Here is a 21,679-nt window from a genome sequence, read left to right as displayed (position 1 = left end):
GACATGATAAAAATCCTGCTCGTTGACGACGAGGCATTTATCCGTCAGGGAATTCGCTATACGATTCCGTGGGAGGAGCATGGGATGGAAATTGTCGGAGAAGCGGCTAACGGAGAAGACGGCTTGAAGCTGGCTATTCAGCTCTCCCCCGATATCGTTTTTGCAGACATCCAGATGCCGATCATGAGCGGAATTGAGCTGGCCAGAAAATTAAATGAGTATTTGCCGCGCACGAAGGTGATTATCCTCTCTGCGTATGGCAATACGGAGAATTTTACCCGGGCGATTGAAGTGAAGGTAAGCTCCTTCGTCTTGAAAAATGCCGATTCCGGCAAAATATTGGAGGCTGCACTCCGGGCAAAGGATGCAATTTCGGAAGAAAATGCAGCGTTTGGACGCCAGGCGCTGATGCAGACGATTTATAAGGAAAATCAGCATTTGATTAAGTCCGCCTTGTTTGCGAAATTTTTAAAAAACGAAACCCCGCTGAACACTTTTCAGAAAAAGGCCGAAAAACTGGATCTGCCGCTGTCAGGCCCCTGCTATTCCATATTGCTCGCCCGCTGCGTTGCTAACGACGACTGGCTGGTGTGCAACCATTTTGTGCAGGCCTTTCAGGAGCTCGAACCCTTCGTATTCTTCATGGACGATGACAAGCTTGTGACGGTGCTGAATGTCGATGCACAGGGTGTTTCGGAGGAAGTTATGGACAAGGCGCTCGCCAATCTCAAGCCTTATATTTTCGGCAACAGTATGGTGTTAATGAACCGCATCAAGTCGCTGGACAAGCTCTCTGGCTCCTATGCGCTGCTAGACAGTGCACTGGATGCTTGCTTCTGGAACACGGAGCAGGAATATATGGAGGTTGCGCCAAAAGATGTATTTCCGAATGTTGGGCTAAGTGAAGTGCGTAATAGCGAGTCCAAGGTCATCGCTGCGGTATTGTCCAAAAATGCTGCCCATATTGAAAGCGCTATCCAAGAATACGCCGAGTTTATGCGCCAAAATACCGTTTCGAGGTCGCGTTTTCTGGAATCGGTAAACCGGATTATCGTATTGATGGAGGCGGTAATGGAAAGGCAAAATGACGCCCGCAAAACGGCAGAAATTGTTGCTGAAACAGAAACACCGGAGGAAATTATTGAGCTGATGCTGAGCCTGGCCAAGCCAAACATCGAGACGGATTATAAAAATGTGCAGTTTGCGGCCGCACTGGATTATATCAGCCAGAATTATAACAAGGATCTCAAACTAACCGATGTCGCCAAGGCCGTTTACATTTCCACCGGCTACTTAAGCAGAATCTTCAAAAGCGAAACCGGCTATTCCTTCAAAGAATGGGTGAACCGTATTCGCATCGAAAAAGCGAAGGAACTTATTCTAGACAGCGATCTGAAATATTATGAAATCGCCGAACTCGTAGGGTACAAGGATTACAAGTATTTCTCCGCCTATTTCAGCAAATTATGCGGAGTCAGCGCCAAGGAATATAAAGTGCTGAACAGCCCGATGCTTCATCGTTGAGCGAGTGTACACGAATTTTAGGTCCATATACTCTTGGTCCAAGCTGAGCCGTTACAACAAAGAGGGCTTTCTCTCCGCCGATTCCGATGGTTGAGAAAGCCCTTTTCTTTTCATATCGCTATCACGCTCTAATATTGAACATAAATATAATTGCTTAAGCTGCCCATTATAGCATTCTCTAATTTATCCTGTGGTAAATCTTTTAGAGCATTTACAGCTTCATCCATAAGGGTGTCCTCATCCACTCGCCCCGCTAGCCGAAGCGCGATAAATGATTCGCCTCCCTTTACCGCCTCCGACAATTTGGTTCCGAATTCACTGGCAGACGTTACCTCTAAACCATTTGCTTTATAGTAATCTTTAGAGTCATCCTTCGCCACGAATTGTGAAATTTCACTATCGAGCCAAAAGTCCTTATTTACCGTAAACTGCAGCGATCTTGCCGTCTCATCGCTGGTGTTGAACAGGAGATAAGGTATGCCGCTGTTCGTCTCATTATTTGTAGCGTCTACGTGTACCCAGCCGTTATCAAGCTTCACTTTGTTCCAGGCATGCGGTATGCCTCTCATGTCCCCCGTAACGACTACGCTTTCCATTCCTGCCATGTCGCTCAGCAGCTTGTAGACGGAAGCATAGGAGGCGCATACGCCTACCTTCTTGACCATGATGCCGTAAGTGGTGAAAGAGTCGTAATACTTGGGATCCACTTCCTTGAATTCATTCGCTTCGGCATTCGCTAAGGCGTCATCGTCGTATTTCGTATGATCATTTAAATAATCATAAATGGCCTTATGCTTCTGTTCGACCGACATATCCGCCTGAATCGTAGAAGAAACGATCTTCTTGGCTTCAGCAATAATCTCTTCTTGCTTTTTCTTAATAGATTCGGCGCTATCCTCATAACGAACTTTCAAGGTAAGTGTGCTGTAATCATAACCAAAGCTGTCTACCCCCAGCACAAGAGGATTTTGGTACATGGCTTTTTTCAATACATCGGATAACACCTCAAAGTTCTGCACTTCAGGAAAAGCCATTAAAGAGATTTCCTCTTCCGCATTCATCATGCTCAAAGCCAAATATTCCTCAACGGCAGAATCGGCGTTGATCTCCACATCTTTAACCAATTCCGGAGCATTTACTGTCTTCTTGTTGCCTTCTTCCACCTTTTTCTCGGTATTATTGATTTGATTATCCGTTATACTGCCGGGCTCTGCTTGCTTGGTCTCTGGGTCCGCTTCCTCGATAATTGTCGGTACATCAGGGGATGGGACATAATCCGTTGTATTTTTAGGTTCGATGAAACCCGAGCTCGCTTCTGCCCCTTTGCCTTCATTTAACTTGGCAATATCCGCTTCCGTCATATTGCGAACAAATACGTATCCTCTGAAAATCGTTCCTTCTATTGAAAAGCCGACCCTGGTCCCATACTCGGAAATCTCGATATCACTGTCATAAATAATGTTTCGCATGCCTGTTGACCCGTCGATATATGTTACCTCTGTTGTGATCGGCAATTCTGAAATATCGTTAAAATCTTCAAAGGAAAAATTCCCCGTCCATTTTGAAGGCAGCCTGGAACTGAATTCATAAGTGGTTGCAACGTTGCTAAAATTTGATTCCTTATCCCCGCTTACTGCAGTTACATAATATTCTCCGTTTACTCCTGAGTTTTGTACGGTTTGATACTCCGGATCAGGTTTATCTGGTTCAAGATAGGTCATAAAATACGTCAGTTCGGTCTCTTCGACCTCTCTCGTAAGGTTCGGGTAACCTCCCGCATATCCCTCTTCCGGTCCGTTCACAGGTAAATTTTCGATGGTCAATAGATCTCCTATCGTGTTCCGGTTATAAATGCGATAAGAGGTTGCCCCTTCTACCTCATCCCATACAAGCTTGAAATCACCGTTAGTCATAAGCTCGGATCGTAAAGTAGGAACTGGAAGCTCGGATTTAATCGTGAATGGAACAATAATCGGCTTCTCCAATTTAGTTGGCGTAGATGCGTCCAAATCATAGTTAATTCTAATATAATAAATCGGCGCATTTCCCCATCCCGCACGCAACCCTCCCGCTGTATCATAGGAGGTTAGAATGCTGTCCAAGGACTTTACCTCAAGCGTATCCGCTTCAGAAAAGCTCGTAAAATTAATCGATGCTAAAATTTTGCTTTGTTCAAGCGCTTTGACATCCGTATGTACTGAAATAATTTCCGACGGGAGCTGATCTTCAAACTTGCTCTTGAATTTGAATGTAAAAACCTCGTCCCTCTCCACGTTGTACATTGGCATTAAGGACTTGTCCGTTTCTGCTCCATATTTCTTCTTAATATCGAGAACGGTCAAGCTGGCTGCATTAACCAGCTTCGGGCTATTTTGAGCTGCTCCATCCGTTTTCGATGTCGCATCGGTTCCAGCACCTCCGAAGCACCCTGTTAATACTAACATCATTGCAAAGAAAACTATCAACAAGCGTCGCACAAACTACACCTCTTCCAAAAAATTTACAAAAAAATACCCATAAATACACATGGGTATATTTTACTGCACAACTATATTACTACACGGAAGGGATTTGTTCCATAGATAACTTGACCCATAATAAGGTCCCAGGATAACGGCCCAGCCTATACCATTCAAGAGATTAGTCCTAATTAAAGCAAAAATTACCGAATATTTCATCTGCAGTTACAAGCTCTTATTCTTGCTTAGTCAGCTTAGTAAAATAAAGAAGCCAGGCTCATCAAGCCTGGCTGGTACCTCAAGATGCTTTTAACCGTATAATCATCATTGGCCATATTGATCAACGATCATTTTTCGTATGACTGCCGCCTCTATTGTTTTCTCGTCTGCTAGCCTTCCAAATCCAAACAGATGGCCCCTTGCTCCCGGACATTGATAATAAATGTCGAGGTGCCGATCGTGTCCTTGATGAACTCGGCGTACTTGGCCGCCTCTTCATTTGGAAGAATCGCCAGGATTACCCCGGCGAACCCGCCGCCATGGACCCGGCAGGCTCCTTTGCCGATCGACTTCAAATAGGATTCCGTCAGCGCCAGCGTCACCGTAATGCCTTGATGGCGGACGTCTGTCTCCTGGTAGCAGTTCTGCAGCCATTTCCATGAGGAGTTTCCGGAATCCGTGATCAGCTCCAGAAATCTGTCCAATTGTCCGGCCTGCAAGGCTTCAACCTGGGCATCTACCCGGTCATTCTCCGCAAAAAAGTGCAGCGCCCGCAGCACCGCCCGATCCCCGCATTGTTCGCGGAGGGAGTTTAGATTGCGGTAAATGTCCTCCGGTGTCAAATCACGGCAGACCTCGGCGCCAAGCGCCTTGGCTACGGCCCGCATCTCATTTGGCACCGCGGCGTAATCCTCCGTCAAATCGGCATGGTTGCCGCCAGTGTTGACGATAACCAGAGAGTAGCCGCTGTGTTGGAAATCATAGTTTACAGGCTGAACGACAGGCTGCTCTGGATCGGCGAAATCGATCGTAATGAGTCCGCCGTAAGCGCAAGCCATTTGATCGAGCAATCCAGAAGGCTTGTTCCAGTACTTGTTCTCGGCGTATTTGCCGATTTTGGACAGAGCTACGGCATCCAATTTAGATTCGTTATAGAACGTATTCAGAATACTGCCGATCAGCATTTCGAACGAGGCCGAGGAACTGAGCCCGGATGCGGGAATGACCGTTGTTGAAATATAGGCTTTAAAGCCGCCGACCTCACAGCCCATCTCCTTGAAGCCTGCTACCATACCACGAACCAATGACAAGGTTGAGGCCTCGTCCGCAACTGGTTCCTGTTGCGTCAAATCAACTTCGAACTTCCCATCATAACCTTCCGAAATGAACGTAATAACCGGCTCGTCCACCTTTACGGCCGCGGCAATCGTGTCGAGATTAATGCTGCCCGCCAGCACCTTTCCATGATTATGATCTGTATGATTCCCGCCGATTTCGCAACGGCCAGGCGCGCTGAACAAGGCCAGCTCGCCGTCTCCGAAATTCTTCTTATAGGATTGTACCAAACCGCTGTAACGGGCAATCTGATCCGCCAACTGTCCTTCACCGTACATTTTAGTTAGTAATGCTTTGCCCTTGCTGGTCTGCAATTTTTTCATCGTCTGCTCAACATTGTGCATATTGAATTCCTCCTGTCTCTTACAACTCTTACAACTCTTTCATCCGACTCTCTACCTCAATCTCTACCTCATTCGCTGAATGCCTACAACTCATTCACCCGACTCACTACAACTCATCCATGCTGATCCTAACCGCGACGCGATACACCGGCTCGGCTGTTACCTGGTGAAATTCCGCCGTCTGCTCACCCTCGAACAACTGCTCGACCGCCATGGCCGCGCCTTGTGCTACATTGATGACGCCTTTGCGCAGCGGCGTCGTTTCCAATACGATTTCCCCGCCTCGAATAGCTTCATTGAATCGTGACAAGCCAATCTCCCACGGGGTGCCATTATAGAAATGGTCGTGGAACAGCCTGCCCTCCGAAAAGGCATAGCCGACATTTCCCGTATAATCGATCTTAAGAAGAACATCCTGGGCATCCACCAGGATACGTTGGTCCAGGGAAATCAGTAGCTTATGATCATGAATGCGCTTCACTTCCATTGTAATGGGTTTGGCCGGGATCTGTATATGACAGTTTTCAAACCAGCCATCCCGTTCGGCCGCAATCCGGCAGCCCTCTCCATCGGCCAGCCATTCCTGCTTGTTCCTTTCATCCGTATATTCCCGGAATGAAAATTCATTCGCACCATAACTGAAAAACTCTAATCCGTACGCGGTTCCGGCAAGCGGGGTATCCGAGAACAGTATGCGTCTTCTGCCTCTACCTGCTGTCGAGGCCACGGCTGTGACCGATTCATCTTCGACTCCTCCCGTACCCGTTTCCACTTCCCACAGCATAGAAGCCTCCTTGGATGACATCGCATAAATGCGGGTCTCGCTGCCGTCCGTACGATAAATGCGAATCATAGCCGATACATGATGAGGCACGACGATACAATAGCTTCCGTCTTCTTCCCGCCGAACCGTTCCCGCATCGGTCTCGGCACTCGTTATCCCGTCCGCCGCCAGCATGAATTCTCCATCTACCCCTTCGGGCATGGCGAAGAAATAAGTGTTTAGCTTCCCGGTACTCATCACCGTTACAGGCTGTGCTGTAGCATAACGGAGAAGCAGGCCGGATAAGTCGAACTGGAACGGCAGTATGAACGAAGCGTTTTTGTGAATCGTCAACGTATTAATCTGCGGCAAGCGAATACTTCCCTCCCGCAGCTGAATGTCAAATTGAACGTCTCGATGCTCCTTCATTTCGACATGGTCCTGGTAATTGTTCACAAAAACGAATCCCGAGCTTCCATCGGTACGCACGGCATACCGAAGCGTCTCCGTATTGTCCGGCGCAATCCCTGCCGCCCCTTCCGGCAGAACTGTCGAAGTTGGAGCCAATCGCTCCCCGAAGGCTCTCAAGAAATAATGCAGCAGACGAAGCCGATGGTTCGATTCCCGGATTTGGCCGAATTCCCCAATCGGGGCCTGGAAATCATAAGTAATCCGCGGAGTCGTGCTCTCGTTCAAATAACCGTTCTGTCCTACAGGATTTGTTCCGCCATGAAACATGTAATACCCGATAAAGTTGCAGCCCCCCGCAATTTTCATCAGGCTCATGGCCGATACGCTCTCCGGCTCCACCTGAAAGCGGGACAAATACCAGGTCTGCATGCCCCCGCCCATTTCACAGCAGGCAAACGGATATTTCTCCTTCGGGTACGGCGGCGCAAATTCTCCGGCTACCCCGTCGTCATGATAGCTGTCGTATATATACTCGCGCGTCGGCTGCTGCAGCGGATTTTGCGCGCTAATGCTCCAGGGCGTATAGGCATAACCTCCATAAAGCGGCAGCACCTCATCCTCCAGCACCGGGGCCCCGCCCCAGCCCGTGCTCGTATAAATCGGCGCTTCAAGCCCGGCCCCGATCGCCAGCTCCTTCAGGTGCCGCATATGCTTCACCCCTTCACTGCCCCGGCTGCCTCCGCTTAAATACTCGTCTCCCTGCTTTGCCGTCATCTCCCATAACGCCGCGGCGGCGTTAAGCTCGTTCTCTAATTGAATGCCAACAACGGGTCCGCCGTCCTTAAACATAAGCCCGGACGCCTCACGGCCGATCTCCGCGTATAAGCGCCGGACATAATGCAGATAACCCTCATCATTCGAGCGCACATCGAACGTTCGGCCAAACAGCCAGTCCGGCAATCCGCCGTTGCGTACCTCCCCATGACAGAACGGCCCGATGCGCAAAATGACGTAAAGACCGCTGCGCTGGCACAGCTCGATGAACTTCCGCAAGTTGCGGTTCCCCCGCCAGTCGTACAGCCCTTCGATTTCCTCGTGGTGATTCCAGAAAATATAAGTCGCGAGAATGTTTATGCCCGATGCTTTCATCTTGTTGATTTCTGCTTCCCAATTCGCTTCCGGGTAGCGAGAGTAGTGAAATTCACCGCAGATGGCAAAATATGGCCTTCCATTGAGCTCCATATAGTAGTTCGTAAAGCCGATTTCGTCTCCAGCCGGATTTCGTCCACCCAACCTCAAGGTTGAAGGGGTTATTTTTTTAGGCATAATATTGGCTTGAATGGAATATTGCATCGTCAAACTCCTCTCAATGGGCAATTTGGGCAAATTAATTTACAAGAAGACAAGCCGGGCATTCGCTCCGGCTTGTTGTTAGGCTAACATGCAAATTTCAAGTATTATTGGCAGACTTGCGGCTTAAGCCGGACGTTTCAGTACGACTACTTCATGAACAGGCAGGGTGAGTTCTCCGCTCAACGCTTCGCCCGTTTCCATACTCACATATTGACGATCATCCAGTTTTACGCGCTGCTCCTGTCCGCTGAAGTTCATCACGAACACATAATCGGATTCTCCATCGGTCCGAACCTGAGCGGTTACGCCGGCAGGCAGTTCTGTGTGAATAACCCGTTCAACGCCTGCGACATCAACGATCTGTTTGTAGAACTCGCCCAGGAAATCGTCCTTCAGGCGCGTCGCCATATGGTAAGCGCGGCCTTGTCCGAAGCGGTTCACCGTCAGTGCCGGTCGGCCCGCATAGAAGCTGTCCGTATAGGTTCCCAGTACCTCAGCGCCCTCTGTATGAATCAGCTCGCAAATTTCATGGGACTCGAAGCTGCCCGTGAAGCCCAGTTCATTGCCCTCGGCCATCGCTACGCCATTCCGGTCATGATCGTACAATCCTTCAATTTCCTCCGCCCAGATGCCAAGTGTCTTGCGCAGCGGCCCCGGGAAGCCGCCAAGATGGCACAGATCATGCTCATCAACGATACCGGACCAATAGGTCGTAACCAGAGTTCCGCCATTCTCGACGAATTTCTCCAGCTTGCGGCCCGTCTCCTCACGGCACAGGTACAGCATCGGAGCAACGATCAGCTTATATCCGCTAAATTCATCCTCCGAGCCGATGATATCCGTCGGTACGCCCTGCTCCCAAATCGCCCGGTGATGCGCGATAACCGTCTCCTCGTAACGGATGCCTGAATTGCGCGGTCCTTGCGCATCCTGTACAGCCCAGCGATTATCCCAATCGAAGAGAATCGCTGTCTTCGCCGGAGTCGGCGTGCCGGCAATCTCCGAAATATCGGCGAGCGTACGTCCCAAATCGGCGACATCCTTGAACACTCTTGTATGCTCATGCCCAACGTGATCCACGACCGCCCCGTGGAATTTCTCGCTGGAGCCCCTGCTCTTGCGCCACTGAAAATATTGCACAGAATCCGAGCCGTGAGCGACCGCCTGCAGGGAGGACAGCTTATGCATGCCCGGCTGCTTCAGCTTGCTGATCGGCTGCCAGTTTGTCAGGCTCGGCGTACTCTCCATCAGCAGGAATGGCTTCTGCTGCAGCGAACGATACAGATCATGCCAGAACGAGACCGAGGCACCCAGCTCGATGTCATTTTTATAATCATGCCAGGTCGGATATACATCCCAGGAAATGACGTCAAGAATTTTGGCCAGTTTCCGGTAGTCCAGCCCTTCCGTCATATGCATATTCGTCGTTGCCGGCAAGGCTGGATTCGCCTTCTTCACGGACTTGATTTCGTGGTCGCAGAAATCCGTCATTTGATCGGTCACGAAACGGCGCCAATCCAGGTTCTGTCCGTGAACCATATTTTCCCCGTGAGGAGCAGGGGACTCGATCTGACTCCAATCGGTATACGTATGGGCCCAGAAGGATGTCCACCAGGCAAAATTAAGCTTCTCCAGCGTGCCGTATTTCTCCTTCAGCCATGTCCGGAACGCATCCTGGCAATAGTCGCAATGGCAGTCCCCGCCCAGCTCGTTCGAAATGTGCCAACCGATGACGGCAGGATGGTTTCCGTAGCGCTCCGCCAGCTTGCCGTTAATGATCGCTGTCTTCTCCCGGTAAACCGGGGATGTATAGCAGTGATTATGTCTCATGCCATGCAAATTCCGGACGCGGTTCTTCTCTACCCGCAGCACTTCGGTATATTTCGCCGACATCCAGGCCGGGCGCGCACCGCTTGGCGTGGACAGCCAGGCATAAATACCGTTCTGCGCAAACGATTCGAGTACCCGATCCAGCCATTCAAACGTAAATACCCCTTCCTCAGGCTCAAGGGCAGCCCAGGAGAAGATGCCAAGCGACATCGCGTTGCATTTGGCCAGCTTCATCATGCGGATGTCTTCCTCTAGCACTTTAGGATCATGCAGCCATTGATCCGGGTTATAGTCCGCTCCGTGCATCAATACGGGAAGCCTGTCACTGATCGGGGGAAATTTCTTCGCCATTGTTGTATCTCTCCTTGTAAAATCGTCATATTCACTTATATACCTTTGATAATAGACCAAAAACCGTTTATACTCATAGAACATACACATCTAAAAATCGTCCAATCTTAACATTGAGTCATTTCCTCTGCATTAACCTGATGAGCATTATGCCTATTTTCTGATTATGGAGGTCGCATTCACGATGATGCCTTTCCTGCTTGCGGAGTTCACCAATTTGGAGAAAATCCTCCCGCTCTACGTTTACTGCGTCGGAAGCCATGAACAAAAACATCTCGAGCGGCCCGAAGGCTACCCAGCTCATCAGCTGTTCCTGTCCCGCAGCGGTCAAGGGATTTTCCGCATCCCAGGCCATGACGATCTTTTGTTGACTCCCGGTACGGCGCTGCTCCTGCCGGCTAATCTCCCGCACGCCTATTCCCCACTGGAATCTACAGACAATTGGGATCTAGGCTTCGTTGCCTTCGACGGCCATGCAGCCAATCCGCTGCTGAATCAGATGCACGAATTGATGCTGACCGCCCTGCAGGTGCCCAACTTCGAGCTGCTTTGGAGTCAACTGGAATCGCTATGGCATCTCATCAGCCTGAACGGGGAGCAATCATACTGGGAAGCCTCCAAGCGTATTTATGGCATGGCCATCTCCTTGCTTGAAGGGCAGACTAGCGACAAGAAGTCCTTGAAGGGCGTTGCCGCTTCAAGCAGCCCACAGCCTGCTCTACAAGCTGCAGTAAAGCTCATCCACGACCACTACAACGAAAGGCTGCTTCTGACGAACGTAGCCAGGGCCGCTGGCTATTCCCCCCAACACTTTCACCGTTTATTTGTGACCAGCTACGGCATGACGCCCCAGCAGTACATTTTGCAGCTGCGGATGCGCCGGGCGACCCAGCTCCTTCAAGAGAATCCCGACATAACGGTGGAGAGCGTGGCGGAGAAGCTCGGCATGGAGACGAGCTATTTTATCCGCATGTTCAAACGCACTTACGGCCTGACACCAAAAAAATACAAAGACCAATCCTAATTTCATTTAAAAAGCTGCCCCAAACAGAGCGTTAGGGACAGCTCGAACCTTTGTTTTATTACTGCGCTGCCAAGAATGCATCAACTTGACTTTGCATCTCGGCGCCTACTTTATCAATGCCTGCCGCTTGCAGCTGCTTGATCAAATCTGCCTGGCCCTTTTCGATATCCTGAATCAAGCCGTATTCCAATGGAATCGCATAGCGCAGCATAACATTCCCTAGGTTCGATACTTCGTTTTTCACCTTACTGTCGTCAAAAACGTAGGTCTCGAGAGAGTAATGGTATACATGCTCCTGCCACTGATTGAGCATTTCGTCGGCTTCCTCCGGATACGTCGTATCTGTACGGTTCAGCAGGGAGTTCCATCCCCAGTTCGAGAAGCCAGTGTAGTTCGTAGAGCTCGGACCAGGCGTAAATTGGTCTTCGCCCACCGACTCATAATGCTTGCCAACGATGCCATACATCGTTAGATCGTGAATTTCTTTGTCATTTTGCAGCAGATCGATCAACATCAGCGCACGCTCTGGATTTTTGGAGGTGGCATGAATCGCCATTCCGTTTTGAGTGGAAACCGCAGCGGACTTCATTTTATCCGGCGTCAAGTCGACAACCGCCATATTATATTCCGGTTTATCCCGGCGCTGTTCTGCCACGTTGAATGCAAGCGTGCCCAGGTTCTGTGCACGGGATGCGAATTTGCCAGCTTTCATGTCCTGCCATACGTCATTTTTATAGCTGATGACGTTTTTCGACCATACCCCATTATCCACGAGATCTTTATAATATTTCAGCAATTCCGTAAATTCAGGCGTATCATAGACGTTAAACACTTTTCCGGACGGATCGTCCATTTTGAACGCAAACGGCACGTTCGGATCAACGACCTTCCAGTTGTTTTGCTGCTCCAGCAACACCTCGTCAAGCTCATGCCATTTCCAGCCGTCGCCCGGTTTGGCTCCGAACGCATTCATTCCTTTCTCGTTGGCTGCAATCGTTTTAAGATAGGCTGCATACGTCTCCGGGCTGTTTACCGGCTCAAGATTGTATTTCTCGCGCAAATCCTCGCGGATCAGTACCACTTTATCTACCACTTCATTACTGTTTTGCGGTACCATGTATACTTTGCCGGATACTTTTGCCTGCTCCCACGCCGCTGCTGGCAGCGCCTCCCACGTTTTCGGCGTGTATTTCGCAAGCATATCCTCCGTCAGCTCCAGAAAGCCGCCGCGGATCGCCTGATCATTGTAAAATGCCCAGTTTGCCGTATAGGCGATGTCGAAGTCCTCGTTCGCCGCGAACTTCAGCGGATATTTCTGCGTCCAGTCGGACCAGTCGAGGAATTCCGCTTCCACCGTAGCGTTGATTTTCTCCTTCAACAGCTTGTTCAGCTCGCCAAAAACCTCTTCGTAGTCCACCGGCTTGCCGCCGACCAGAAGCATTTTCAGTTTAACTTCCTTTGATATATCGATCGTATCCGTAGATTCCGTGCTGTTTGCTCCGTTGTTTCCTTGTCCTGCGTTCGCGGCGTCTTCATTTTCGGCCGCATTTTTCCCTCCGCCGCAAGCGCTCAGCAGCGTTGCCAGCATCAGAAAAACAGTCAGCAGAAGCGTTACAATTTTTTTAGTCTGTATCATGGCATGTTTTCCCCCAATCAATTAATGTAATCAAGAGTACAGCTATTTATTGATAACCAGGTTTCCCTGAGGTCATCCTTTGACGGCACCGATCGTCAGCCCTTGCACGAAGAAGCGCTGAATGAACGGGTAAGCGATCAGAATTGGCCCGGTCGCCACGATGGTCATTGCCATCTTCAAGCTCTCTGTCGGGATTTCAAGATTGATTGCCGCCCCGGATTCCATCATCGCCTTCCGCATGCCGTCCATATTGCCTAACAGCCTGTAGAGATAGTACTGAAGCGGCATCAGATCGGATTTCGAAATAAAGAGCAGGGCATGATACCAGTCGTTCCAATAGGCCAGAGCGATGAATAGGCCGATCGTCGCCAGCGCTGGCTTCGAAAGCGGAATGATCAGCTTCAGGAAAATCAAGAAATCGCTGGCCCCGTCGATTTTTGCCGATTCCGTGATCGCTTCCGGAATGCTGCTCATGAATGACTTCATGACGATGATATAGAACACGTTCATCAGCATCGGCACGATCAGCACGACCAATGTGTCCTTCAACTGCAGATAGTTGACGATCATCAAGTACCACGGAACGAGCCCGCCGCTGAACAAGGTCGTAAAGAAGAAGAAGAAGGAAAATTGGTTGCGCCACTTGAAGTCCTTTCTGGACAGCACATAAGCCGTCATCGAGGTCAGAAATAGTCCGGCCGCCGTACCGATCAACGTCACACTGATCGTCACCCCATAAGCTTTCAGCATATCCGCGGGATATTTGAATAAAATGCTGTAGGCTTCCAGCGAAAATTGGGTCGGGATGATTTGGAAGCCATGCTCAATAATTTGGCTCTCCTCGGTCAGCGAGGATGAAATAACCAGTATGAATGGAAAGATGCAAAATAGCGCTAAAATCGTTAGCAATGTATACCCGATAATCGCGAGCAGAAGACGGTCCGAAGATTTCCCCTTGCTTCGCCGAGTCTGGAATTCCGGGCCGAAACGGCCGGGATTTGCTGTTGTCGCACTCATAACCTCAAGCCTCCCTTTCTAGAACAAGGCGCGATCCTTGTCGTATTTGCGCACCGCATAGTTGGCTAACAGAATCGTCGCGAATCCTAGGATGGATTGATAGAACCCTGCCGCTGCAGACATGCCGATCTCATTGGAGGCCGTTAACGAACGGAACACATAAGTATCAATGACGTCCGTGGACGAGAAGAGAAGTCCGTTATTGCCCACCATGTTATAGAACATGCCGAAGTCTCCGCGGAAGATATTGCCAATCGCTAGCAGGAACAAAATGATGACGGTAGGCATAAGATTCGGTATCGTAATTTTAATGATTCGCTGAAAAATGTTCGCGCCGTCGATTTCCGCCGCTTCATACATTTCCGTGTCGATGCTTGTGATCGCTGCCAGATACATGATTGAGCCGTATCCCAGCGCTTTCCACGCCGATACCACAATGAGGATCAGCGGCCAGTAGGCAGCCGTGTTATAGATATCGATAGGACCAAGACCGATCGATTTCAACATGACGTTCAGGGTACCGACGTCGTAGTTGAACAGGTTATAAGCGATCGCCCCGACGACAACCCAGGAAATAAAGTACGGCAGGAACAATACCGTCTGAGTCACCTTGCGGAACCATTTGCCCGCTACCTCGAACAGTAGGATCGCCGTAACGATCTGCAGCAGATTGTTAATAATGATGAACGCGATATTATATAGTGCCGTATTGCGGGTTACGCGCCAGGCGTCTCCCGATTCCAGGAAAAAGCGAAAGTTCTCCAAGCCGTTCCACGGGCTTCCAAATATGCCCCCTTGATAATTGAACTGCTTGAAAGCAAGCACGATGCCGGCCATAGGTATATAGGCAAACAGCAGGAAAAACAATACAGCGGGGGTGAGCATCAGCAGCAATGCTCTATATTTCTTTAGATCGCTGAAAAAGCCCTGATTTTTCATTTCTACTCCCCTCTCGAAATCTCTTTATTCTCTTTAGTGTCCTTAACTTCCATTATAGAGAAGCACTTCCCGTGTGAGGATTCAGGCAAACAACAAAAACTAATACTAATTCACCGATTCAACGGAAATTAGGTAATTCTGTCATCATAAAAAAACCCCCGGCCAATTGCCGAGGGCAGCTTGCATTCCTCTATTCAGCTTTCTTTCCGGAACAGCTTTCTTCTTAAAGATCAGCTTCCTTCTTAAGATCATGCTTTCGCTTTCTTCCCAAGCTAGATCTTGTTCTTTTTTCTGTATTCCCCAGGCGTCATTCCCATGCTCGCTTTAAATTGCCGGTTGAAATAAATAATGTTTTTGTAGCCCATAAATTCGGCCACTTCGTACACCTTGAGGGTCGGATCGCGCAAAAGCTGGCAGACGCGGTTCATCTTGCATTCGTTCAAATATTCGCTAAACAGCATCCCCGTCTCTTCCTTAAACAAATGACCAAGGTAGTTCGGCGTGAAATCAAATTGCGCCGCTACTTCCTTCAAAGTGATTTTCTTCTCCAAATGTTCCTCGACGTAGCCCATGATTTCATCGATCAGCTTGCGCTTCTGCCGCTGCCGCTTTACATACAGCTTCTCCGATAGTTCGAAGAACCTCCGTCTCAGCCAGGATACAACGTCATGCACCGTCTCGAACTGAAACAGCACATCGGGCTGATGCGTTTCCCACTCTAAGAGCTCGTACAAATTTTCGCTGCGCTGCAGCAACTCTGCATGCAGGCTCGACGTGATGCGGATAATGAGCTCATATACATCCTTCTTGCTGGCCAGCGGCATGTCCTTGTAGAGCAAATCAAGCAAGCAGTCATCGATGACAACCAGATCGTAGTCCATGATGGCATTCAGCATGACGGAAATGGTGCCGTCAATCGGCGTGCCGGGAGCTCCCTGCCTCGCCGGTTCCATCGTATCGCGCAGGAGACGGTTTTTGCCGAGCAGCCATTTCGCGCTTAGCGCAGCTTGCGCCTGCTGAAAAGACTCATGCAAAGCCTGGGCATCGTTCGCATATTTCCCTACGCCAACCGTAATTGTGTAAGCGGTCGTCTGAGCGACTTCATAAATAAGCTCGTTCAGCCGTTTTATAAACAGTTCCTCGGGTACTGCCGCCAAAACAATCAGCCTGGTCTGCCGAGCTATAATTAGGCTGCCAAGCTCTGTACCCATCGCCAGCGACTTTATCGATTGGACAATTGCCCGCGTTTCCACCCGGCGGACATCCTCGGATAAATCCCGCAGCTTCCACTCCAAATCATCGATCTCAATAGACGCGGCGGCGCAGCCGGACGACAATAACGGATGAAGTATGCTCTGCAGATGCGGCTCGGGAAAACCGGGATCGTCGTGTTCCAGCCACCGGAGCAGCAGTTCCTCGCTAACTAGAGACAGCGTCTCAGAGAAAAAGCGCGCCTGTTCCTTCTCTTCCTCCACTTCCTTGCAAAGCTTGTTCAGCAGATCGTACAGCTCTTTGTCTTCTACCGGCTTCAGCAAATAATCGCAGGCATTGATTTCTATTGCTTCCCGGGCGTAATTGAAATCCTCGTGGCCGCTAATAAACACCACCTTGACCTCAGGATTGATCACTTTGGCTTTACGCGCAAACTCCGTTCCCGACATAATCGGCATCCTGATGTCCGACAGGATCAGGTCGATCCGCTGCTCCTCCATTACTTTAAGAGCCAGAAAACCGCTGTTGGCCGTGCCCGCTACACGGATGTCCTGACCGCTCGCCAGCACTCTGCGCCGCAGCCACTCCAGATCGACGGCTTCATCGTCTACGAGCAATACATTTACGCTCATCTTCCGCGACTCCTCTCTATGAAGCAATCTTTTACAACGATATTCCACGTTAACTGCACTCCATGTTCTGATTATAAATACGGTGCCTCCGGCAATTCAGGCTTATCGCCATTCTTCTTGCGATCGACCGGCAGGAGAAGCCGCACCGTTGTGCCTCCGCCATAAATACTGGCAATATGGACGCCATAAGCTTCACCATACCTGAGCTTGATTCGTTCATCCACATTTCTTACCCCATATCCCCCGGCTTGACTGGGCTCCGTCATAAGCCGGCTGACCTGCTCAGGACGCATGCCCACGCCGTTGTCGATGATTTTCAGCTCGATGTCATTGTTCATGCGCCGGCCCGTAATCCGAATCGCGATCGTTTCCCCGAACCAGGCATGCTTGAATACGTTCTCAACGAAGGGCTGCAAAATCAACTTAATGACCTGATAGTCCACTATCTCAGCTTCGACGTCGACATGCACAGTAAATGCGTCGGCGTACTTTACGCGCTGAATTTCCAGGTACGTCTCGACCTGCTCCAGCTCTCTTCCCAAATGGATATGTACATTTCCTTGATTTAGCGTTAACCGGTAAAAGCGGGAGAGGCCCTGAACCATCTCCGTAACTTTGCCGATTTCCCCAAGGTTCGCCAAACTGTTGATCGTCGACAAAGTGTTGTAGAGAAAGTGGGGGTTGATCTGCGCCTGCAGCGCTTCCAGTTCGGCCTGCTTTTTCTGAATCCCTTGCAAATACACGCTGTCGATCAGTTCCTGGATGTTCATCGCCATCATGTTGAAAGCTTCGGCAATCCGCACGAACTCGTCATTTCCGGAGAAGCGGATGCGTTTCTGGAAATTCCCTTCCTGAAAAGAACGGACAAGCATGACGATCCGGGTCATTTTTCGGCCGTTGAGCCTAGCTACCATAAACCCGATAAAGGTCATCCCGATAAAACTGATCGCGCACACCCCGAGAATTACCTGCTGCAGCTTTCCAGCGTCTTTCGTCAAATAAGCCTTCGGAACAAGCGTTTCAATGGCAAAGTCCGCCCCGGGGATAGGCTCGTGAAAACGTAGAAAAGCATCACGGCCACCTGTCTGTTCCCCCGGTTCAGCTTGTTCGGCCAATCCCGCTGGGCCGCGCTGATACACTCGTTCGCCCGTCGACTGATGGATTAACCGGACAGTAATCCCTTCTTCCACTGGAAAGGTGGCTAAATTGCCGAACAGGGCGTCGAGAGGAACCGTAATTCGCACAAAGCCGATGATCGCCCCGTAATCGCTATATGACACGAGCTTGCGGATATGCGAAATATGATCCAATTTTTTATCCGTATCGATCTGCACCCAAAGATTGTTGCTCTCCGAATTTTTGTGCAGCTGATACCAGTCAGTTGATTCGATGTCCCGCAAAGGAAGGATATAATAGTCGCTTTGCTTGATCGGTTCTTCCAAATTATCGCCGTTAATAATGATCATATCGCTGTTGGGCGTGTACAGCATAAAGCGGATGTTGTTGCCAAACAGCTGCAGCGGCGATACGATTTGGGGAATGACCTCGTCCATCATCGTCAAATAGATGTCCAGCGGCTCGCCTTTTTTCTGCAGTGCTCTTTGAAAAGCCACGCTGCCGAACAGCGTATCCGACATACGCTGGATTTCATCCATTTGGTACTGTATGTTGTTTCTGGCCTGCTCCATGCCGGTGCGGATATTCGTCTCCGCCATCTCCGTCCGCGACTCCGTCAGCATCGTATAGGAAATATAACCGATAAGTACGTCGGTCAGCAGCACCAGGAGCAGATAAGGGATCATCATTTTATACGTAAACGGCATGTAACGCTTCTTCAAGTTAGGCATCACTATGACTTCCCCTTTTAATCTATTAACTAGACATTTTTTCATATAGAATCATGTTCCCGTCAAAAAATCAAGTAAAAAAGCAGCAAGGACAGAGCTTTTGCCACTGTCTTGCTGCTTTTTTACTCTTATTTTGAGCTAGGGGTGCTAGGTCAGATCTGGCACGTCCTCTCACTGCCTCATCTCTACCCATACCGCCTCGGGCCCAGTTTGTACTCTGCTCCCGCCTTTCGGCTCTAGGCTAATGACAAGCCGTTCTGCTTCGCCGAATCCATAGCCATGGTAATAACTCTTCCCTTCGGGATGCCGTACCGGGAGAATCCCCGGACTGCTCGCCTCGTCATCCATCTGCAGCCAAATTTGATAATCTTTCTCCACCACAGAACGCAGCCCGTCTACGACGATCAGCATTTCACCCGATTCACGCTTCAGCCATACTATGCCTTCCCCATAATAAGGCGGGTGTGGAGTAATCGTGTACTGCTCCGTATCGGCGCTTTGGATCAGATGGATTTGATGTGAAATATCACGTTCAAGACGGCTTTGCTCTCCTCCCGGCCAGCCGTGAGAGCGAAGAGCAAAGAGACTGCATACAAGCATAATTACGGTTATCCCGCCAAGGGCTCCGTACATATAACGGCTCCGATTGGCCGCCAGCTTATTGCGCAGCGAACGCAGTTTAAACGATACCATCAGCCGAAGGCGCAGGCGCCGTGGCGGTTGCGGCAGGGATGGTGCCTTTGGATGAGCTTCCTGCTGAGGGTGGCTTGCGCTCATGCTCGCTGTATCGACGAGCCCCGTCCCGATCGCGGCCTGTCCCAGTAATTCGGACCAATCGCAAATCATCGCGTCGCACGCCGGACACTGGCTTCGATGCTGCTGAACGCGCGCCTGATCTTCAGGGGCCATCTGCCCCATGGCAAAATCCACAAGCTGCTCCTCCGTGATTAAGCCGCACGGCTCTGTGCCTGCTTTAAGCCCTTCCGAGAAATTGCCTCTACTTCTGAAGTTCATCTCGTCCATGCGACTCGATTCCCCCTTCCAGCTTGCCCATGTTCACTTCCTCCAGCCTGCGGCGCAAATTGCGAATGCCATAGCGGATTAACGACTTGACCGTTCCTACAGGCCTCTTCATAAGCTCGGCAATCTCGCGATGTGACAGCTCCTCGGCGTAGCTTCCGTGCAGCGCCATCCGCTGCAGCGGAGGAATAGCAAGCATCGCCTGCTTTAGCTGCTCTTTCTCCCATTTACGCAGCGCTTCAAGCTCTGCGGACTCCATTCCCCGGCTCCAAAGAATATCTGTTTCTTGATCCAGCTCCCATTCCTCCGCAACTGACAGCCGCTGATGCTTGCGCAGGCGATCCATCGCCCGGCTGCGCGTGCGCACCGCCAGCCATGCCTCTACGCTGCCCCGCGCGGGGTCGTAGCTGCCCGCCTTTTCCATAATCTCCATGAATACGTCATGGCACACGTCCTCCGCCTCATTAGCATCCTGCATGCAATGTTCGGCCAATCTGTACACCATCGGCGCATATGCGTCGTAGAAACGGCCAAAAGCAGCGGCCGAGCCTTCCGCAATCTCCGCCAGCCATAATGCAGGGCTTTCCTTCATAGCCCCGTCCCTCCTTGATCCAGCCATTATTTGAAAGAATGTGTTAATGCCTGATTAGGCTCCGTCTCTTTACGCATATTGTAGCAAACATCCTAGTTTTTTTTGCTTTGCTATTAACTTTTTAGCTGATTTTAAGCAAAAATTTAACTATTTTTAAGCTTTCGGTAAATCCAAAACGGCCCATCCTTTCGTACTCTTAATGAACGAATTTCAAGAGGAGGGTTCAAACGATGCAATCATGGGGAAGGAAAAAGAAATTTATGAGCATGCTGCTCCTGCTCGTGCTAGGAGCCAGCCTGTTCGGCGGAATTCCAGCATCTGCTGCCGGAGGAGTCACGCTGTATTCGGCGTACACCACGATTTCCGTCCCGCCTGGCGAAGCCTTGAATTACAACGTGGAAGTCATCAATAACACATCCGATGTCGTTACGGTTCCCCTGGAGCTTAAAGATTTGCCCAAGAACTGGACGGCCGAGCTGAACAGCGGCGGCTGGCGCGTGAAGGAAGTGTCCGTTAAGCCCGGTGAATCCAGCTCCGTTACGTTGAATGTGACAGTGCCACTGCAAATAGACAAAGGAACCTATCGCTTTGAGCTGACAGCGGGCACGGCACGCTTGCCGTTTACGGTGGAAATTACGGAGAAAGGGATCTACCAGACGGAGCTGAAGACGGATCAGGCCAATTTGCAAGGTCCTTCTGATTCCAGCTTCACTTATTCGCTCAAGCTGCAAAACCGCACTGCGGACAAACAAAACTATGCTTTGCATGCCCAGGCGGAACCGGGCTGGAACGTGACGTTTACGTCAGGGGACAATCAAGTCTCCTCCGTAGAGGTAGAGCCTGGTGCCAGCCAGTCGATTTCCGTCAAAGTTCAGCCGCCGGAGAAGGTCAAGGAGGGAAGTTACAGCATTCCCGTCAGCGCCTCCAACCAGGCGACCTCCTCCGAGCTGAAGCTGGAGGCGGTCATTACCGGCACCTACGGGCTGGAGCTGACAACGTCAAGCGGATTGCTGAGCACCGATGTTACTGCTGGCGGCAGTAAGACAATCGACCTGCTGGTCAAAAATACGGGAACTGCCGATCTCTCCGATATTAGCCTCAGTTCGAATGCGCCGGTGGATTGGGAGGTCAGCTTTAACCCAAAAACGATCGACAAGCTGGCCGCAGGGCAATCCACGAGCGTGGAAGCCAAAATTACCGCCAGCAAAAAAGCGATTGCCGGAGACTACGCCACCGATATGATGGCGTCATCCCCTGAGTCCAGCTCCTCGGCGCAATTCCGTGTCGCTGTGAAAGGCTCCATGCTCTGGGGCTGGATCGGAGTGCTGGTTATCGCGGGTATTCTTGGAGGCATTTATTATCTGATTCGTAAATATGGGAGGAGATAGCC

14 protein-coding genes are annotated in these 21,679 nt (G+C 50.3%); 3 read left to right on the top strand and 11 right to left on the bottom strand.

Annotated features, from left to right (window positions below; genetic code table 11):
- Positions 1–3 precede the first annotated feature (3 nt).
- A complete protein-coding gene (locus G358_RS0108790) occupies positions 4–1,524 on the top strand; it encodes a response regulator transcription factor (RefSeq protein WP_019636843.1) in 1,521 nt (506 codons plus the stop codon).
- A gap of 128 nt (positions 1,525–1,652) precedes the next feature.
- On the opposite strand, the gene G358_RS0108785 is transcribed toward G358_RS0108790, so the two are convergent.
- From G358_RS0108785 to G358_RS0108770, 4 genes are all read right to left on the bottom strand, one after another.
- On the bottom strand, positions 1,653–4,001 hold the full coding sequence (locus tag G358_RS0108785; RefSeq protein WP_019636842.1) for a transglutaminase domain-containing protein: 2,349 nt from the start codon (positions 3,999–4,001) through the stop codon (positions 1,653–1,655).
- Between the two features lie 371 nt (positions 4,002–4,372).
- The gene (locus G358_RS0108780; protein ID WP_019636841.1) at positions 4,373–5,662 is read right to left on the bottom strand and encodes a galactokinase; all 1,290 of its coding nucleotides are present in this window, start codon (positions 5,660–5,662) and stop codon (positions 4,373–4,375) included.
- Positions 5,663–5,768: 106 nt separating this feature from the next.
- Complete coding sequence (locus tag G358_RS0108775) at positions 5,769–8,189, bottom strand: beta-galactosidase (protein WP_019636840.1); 2,421 nt, start codon at positions 8,187–8,189, stop codon at positions 5,769–5,771.
- 123 nt (positions 8,190–8,312) lie between these two features.
- Complete coding sequence (locus G358_RS0108770; RefSeq protein ID WP_019636839.1) at positions 8,313–10,370, bottom strand: beta-galactosidase; 2,058 nt, start codon at positions 10,368–10,370, stop codon at positions 8,313–8,315.
- A 184-nt stretch (positions 10,371–10,554) separates the two neighbouring features.
- On the opposite strand from G358_RS0108770, the gene G358_RS0108765 reads away from it, so the two are divergent.
- The gene (locus G358_RS0108765) at positions 10,555–11,394 is read left to right on the top strand and encodes an AraC family transcriptional regulator (RefSeq protein WP_019636838.1); all 840 of its coding nucleotides are present in this window, start codon (positions 10,555–10,557) and stop codon (positions 11,392–11,394) included.
- Positions 11,395–11,452: 58 nt separating this feature from the next.
- Here the strand turns inward: G358_RS0108765 and G358_RS0108760 are convergent, their stop codons facing one another.
- From G358_RS0108760 to G358_RS0108725, 7 genes are all read right to left on the bottom strand, one after another.
- Positions 11,453–13,030: an ABC transporter substrate-binding protein gene (locus G358_RS0108760; RefSeq protein ID WP_019636837.1), complete on the bottom strand. Its 1,578-nt coding sequence runs from the start codon at positions 13,028–13,030 to the stop codon at positions 11,453–11,455.
- Between the two features lie 72 nt (positions 13,031–13,102).
- Entirely contained in the window at positions 13,103–14,047 is a 945-nt protein-coding gene (locus G358_RS0108755; protein WP_019636836.1) for a carbohydrate ABC transporter permease, read from the bottom strand.
- A gap of 18 nt (positions 14,048–14,065) precedes the next feature.
- The gene (locus G358_RS0108750) at positions 14,066–14,986 is read right to left on the bottom strand and encodes an ABC transporter permease (protein ID WP_019636835.1); all 921 of its coding nucleotides are present in this window, start codon (positions 14,984–14,986) and stop codon (positions 14,066–14,068) included.
- 272 nt (positions 14,987–15,258) lie between these two features.
- Positions 15,259–16,830, bottom strand: a complete 1,572-nt coding sequence (locus tag G358_RS0108740) for a response regulator (RefSeq protein WP_019636833.1) — start codon at positions 16,828–16,830, stop codon at positions 15,259–15,261.
- A 71-nt stretch (positions 16,831–16,901) separates the two neighbouring features.
- Positions 16,902–18,677 (bottom strand): sensor histidine kinase, encoded by a 1,776-nt coding sequence (locus tag G358_RS29710; protein WP_019636832.1) that lies wholly within the window; start codon positions 18,675–18,677, stop codon positions 16,902–16,904.
- A 171-nt stretch (positions 18,678–18,848) separates the two neighbouring features.
- Entirely contained in the window at positions 18,849–19,700 is an 852-nt protein-coding gene (locus G358_RS0108730; protein WP_157274305.1) for an anti-sigma factor domain-containing protein, read from the bottom strand.
- Complete coding sequence (locus tag G358_RS0108725) at positions 19,675–20,289, bottom strand: RNA polymerase sigma factor (protein WP_019636830.1); 615 nt, start codon at positions 20,287–20,289, stop codon at positions 19,675–19,677. The genes G358_RS0108730 and G358_RS0108725 overlap by 26 nt, the downstream gene beginning before the upstream one ends.
- A 230-nt stretch (positions 20,290–20,519) precedes the next feature.
- Here G358_RS0108725 and G358_RS0108720 point away from each other — a divergent pair, with 230 nt between their 5' ends.
- On the top strand, positions 20,520–21,677 hold the full coding sequence (locus G358_RS0108720; RefSeq protein WP_019636829.1) for a COG1470 family protein: 1,158 nt from the start codon (positions 20,520–20,522) through the stop codon (positions 21,675–21,677).
- Positions 21,678–21,679 lie beyond the last annotated feature (2 nt).

The organism is Paenibacillus fonticola DSM 21315, assembly GCF_000381905.1.
Lineage (GTDB): Bacteria > Bacillota > Bacilli > Paenibacillales > Paenibacillaceae > Fontibacillus > Fontibacillus fonticola.
Note: the sequence above shows the minus strand (reverse complement) of the source record. Positions and strands in the feature narration are given on the sequence as shown.

What these genes read in the sequence shown, in the direction of transcription:
- G358_RS0108790 (WP_019636843.1), top strand. Translation starts at nt 4, where the DNA reads ATGATAAAAATCCTGCTCGTTGACGACGAGGCATTTATCCGTCAGGGA.
- G358_RS0108780 (WP_019636841.1), bottom strand. Translation starts at nt 5,662, where the DNA reads ATGCACAATGTTGAGCAGACGATGAAAAAATTGCAGACCAGCAAGGGC.
- G358_RS0108775 (WP_019636840.1), bottom strand. Translation starts at nt 8,189, where the DNA reads ATGCAATATTCCATTCAAGCCAATATTATGCCTAAAAAAATAACCCCT.
- G358_RS0108770 (WP_019636839.1), bottom strand. Translation starts at nt 10,370, where the DNA reads ATGGCGAAGAAATTTCCCCCGATCAGTGACAGGCTTCCCGTATTGATG.
- G358_RS0108765 (WP_019636838.1), top strand. Translation starts at nt 10,555, where the DNA reads ATGATGCCTTTCCTGCTTGCGGAGTTCACCAATTTGGAGAAAATCCTC.
- G358_RS0108760 (WP_019636837.1), bottom strand. Translation starts at nt 13,030, where the DNA reads ATGATACAGACTAAAAAAATTGTAACGCTTCTGCTGACTGTTTTTCTG.
- G358_RS0108755 (WP_019636836.1), bottom strand. Translation starts at nt 14,047, where the DNA reads ATGAGTGCGACAACAGCAAATCCCGGCCGTTTCGGCCCGGAATTCCAG.
- G358_RS0108750 (WP_019636835.1), bottom strand. Translation starts at nt 14,986, where the DNA reads ATGAAAAATCAGGGCTTTTTCAGCGATCTAAAGAAATATAGAGCATTG.
- G358_RS0108740 (WP_019636833.1), bottom strand. Translation starts at nt 16,830, where the DNA reads ATGAGCGTAAATGTATTGCTCGTAGACGATGAAGCCGTCGATCTGGAG.
- G358_RS29710 (WP_019636832.1), bottom strand. Translation starts at nt 18,677, where the DNA reads ATGCCTAACTTGAAGAAGCGTTACATGCCGTTTACGTATAAAATGATG.
- G358_RS0108730 (WP_157274305.1), bottom strand. Translation starts at nt 19,700, where the DNA reads ATGGACGAGATGAACTTCAGAAGTAGAGGCAATTTCTCGGAAGGGCTT.
- G358_RS0108725 (WP_019636830.1), bottom strand. Translation starts at nt 20,289, where the DNA reads ATGAAGGAAAGCCCTGCATTATGGCTGGCGGAGATTGCGGAAGGCTCG.
- G358_RS0108720 (WP_019636829.1), top strand. Translation starts at nt 20,520, where the DNA reads ATGCAATCATGGGGAAGGAAAAAGAAATTTATGAGCATGCTGCTCCTG.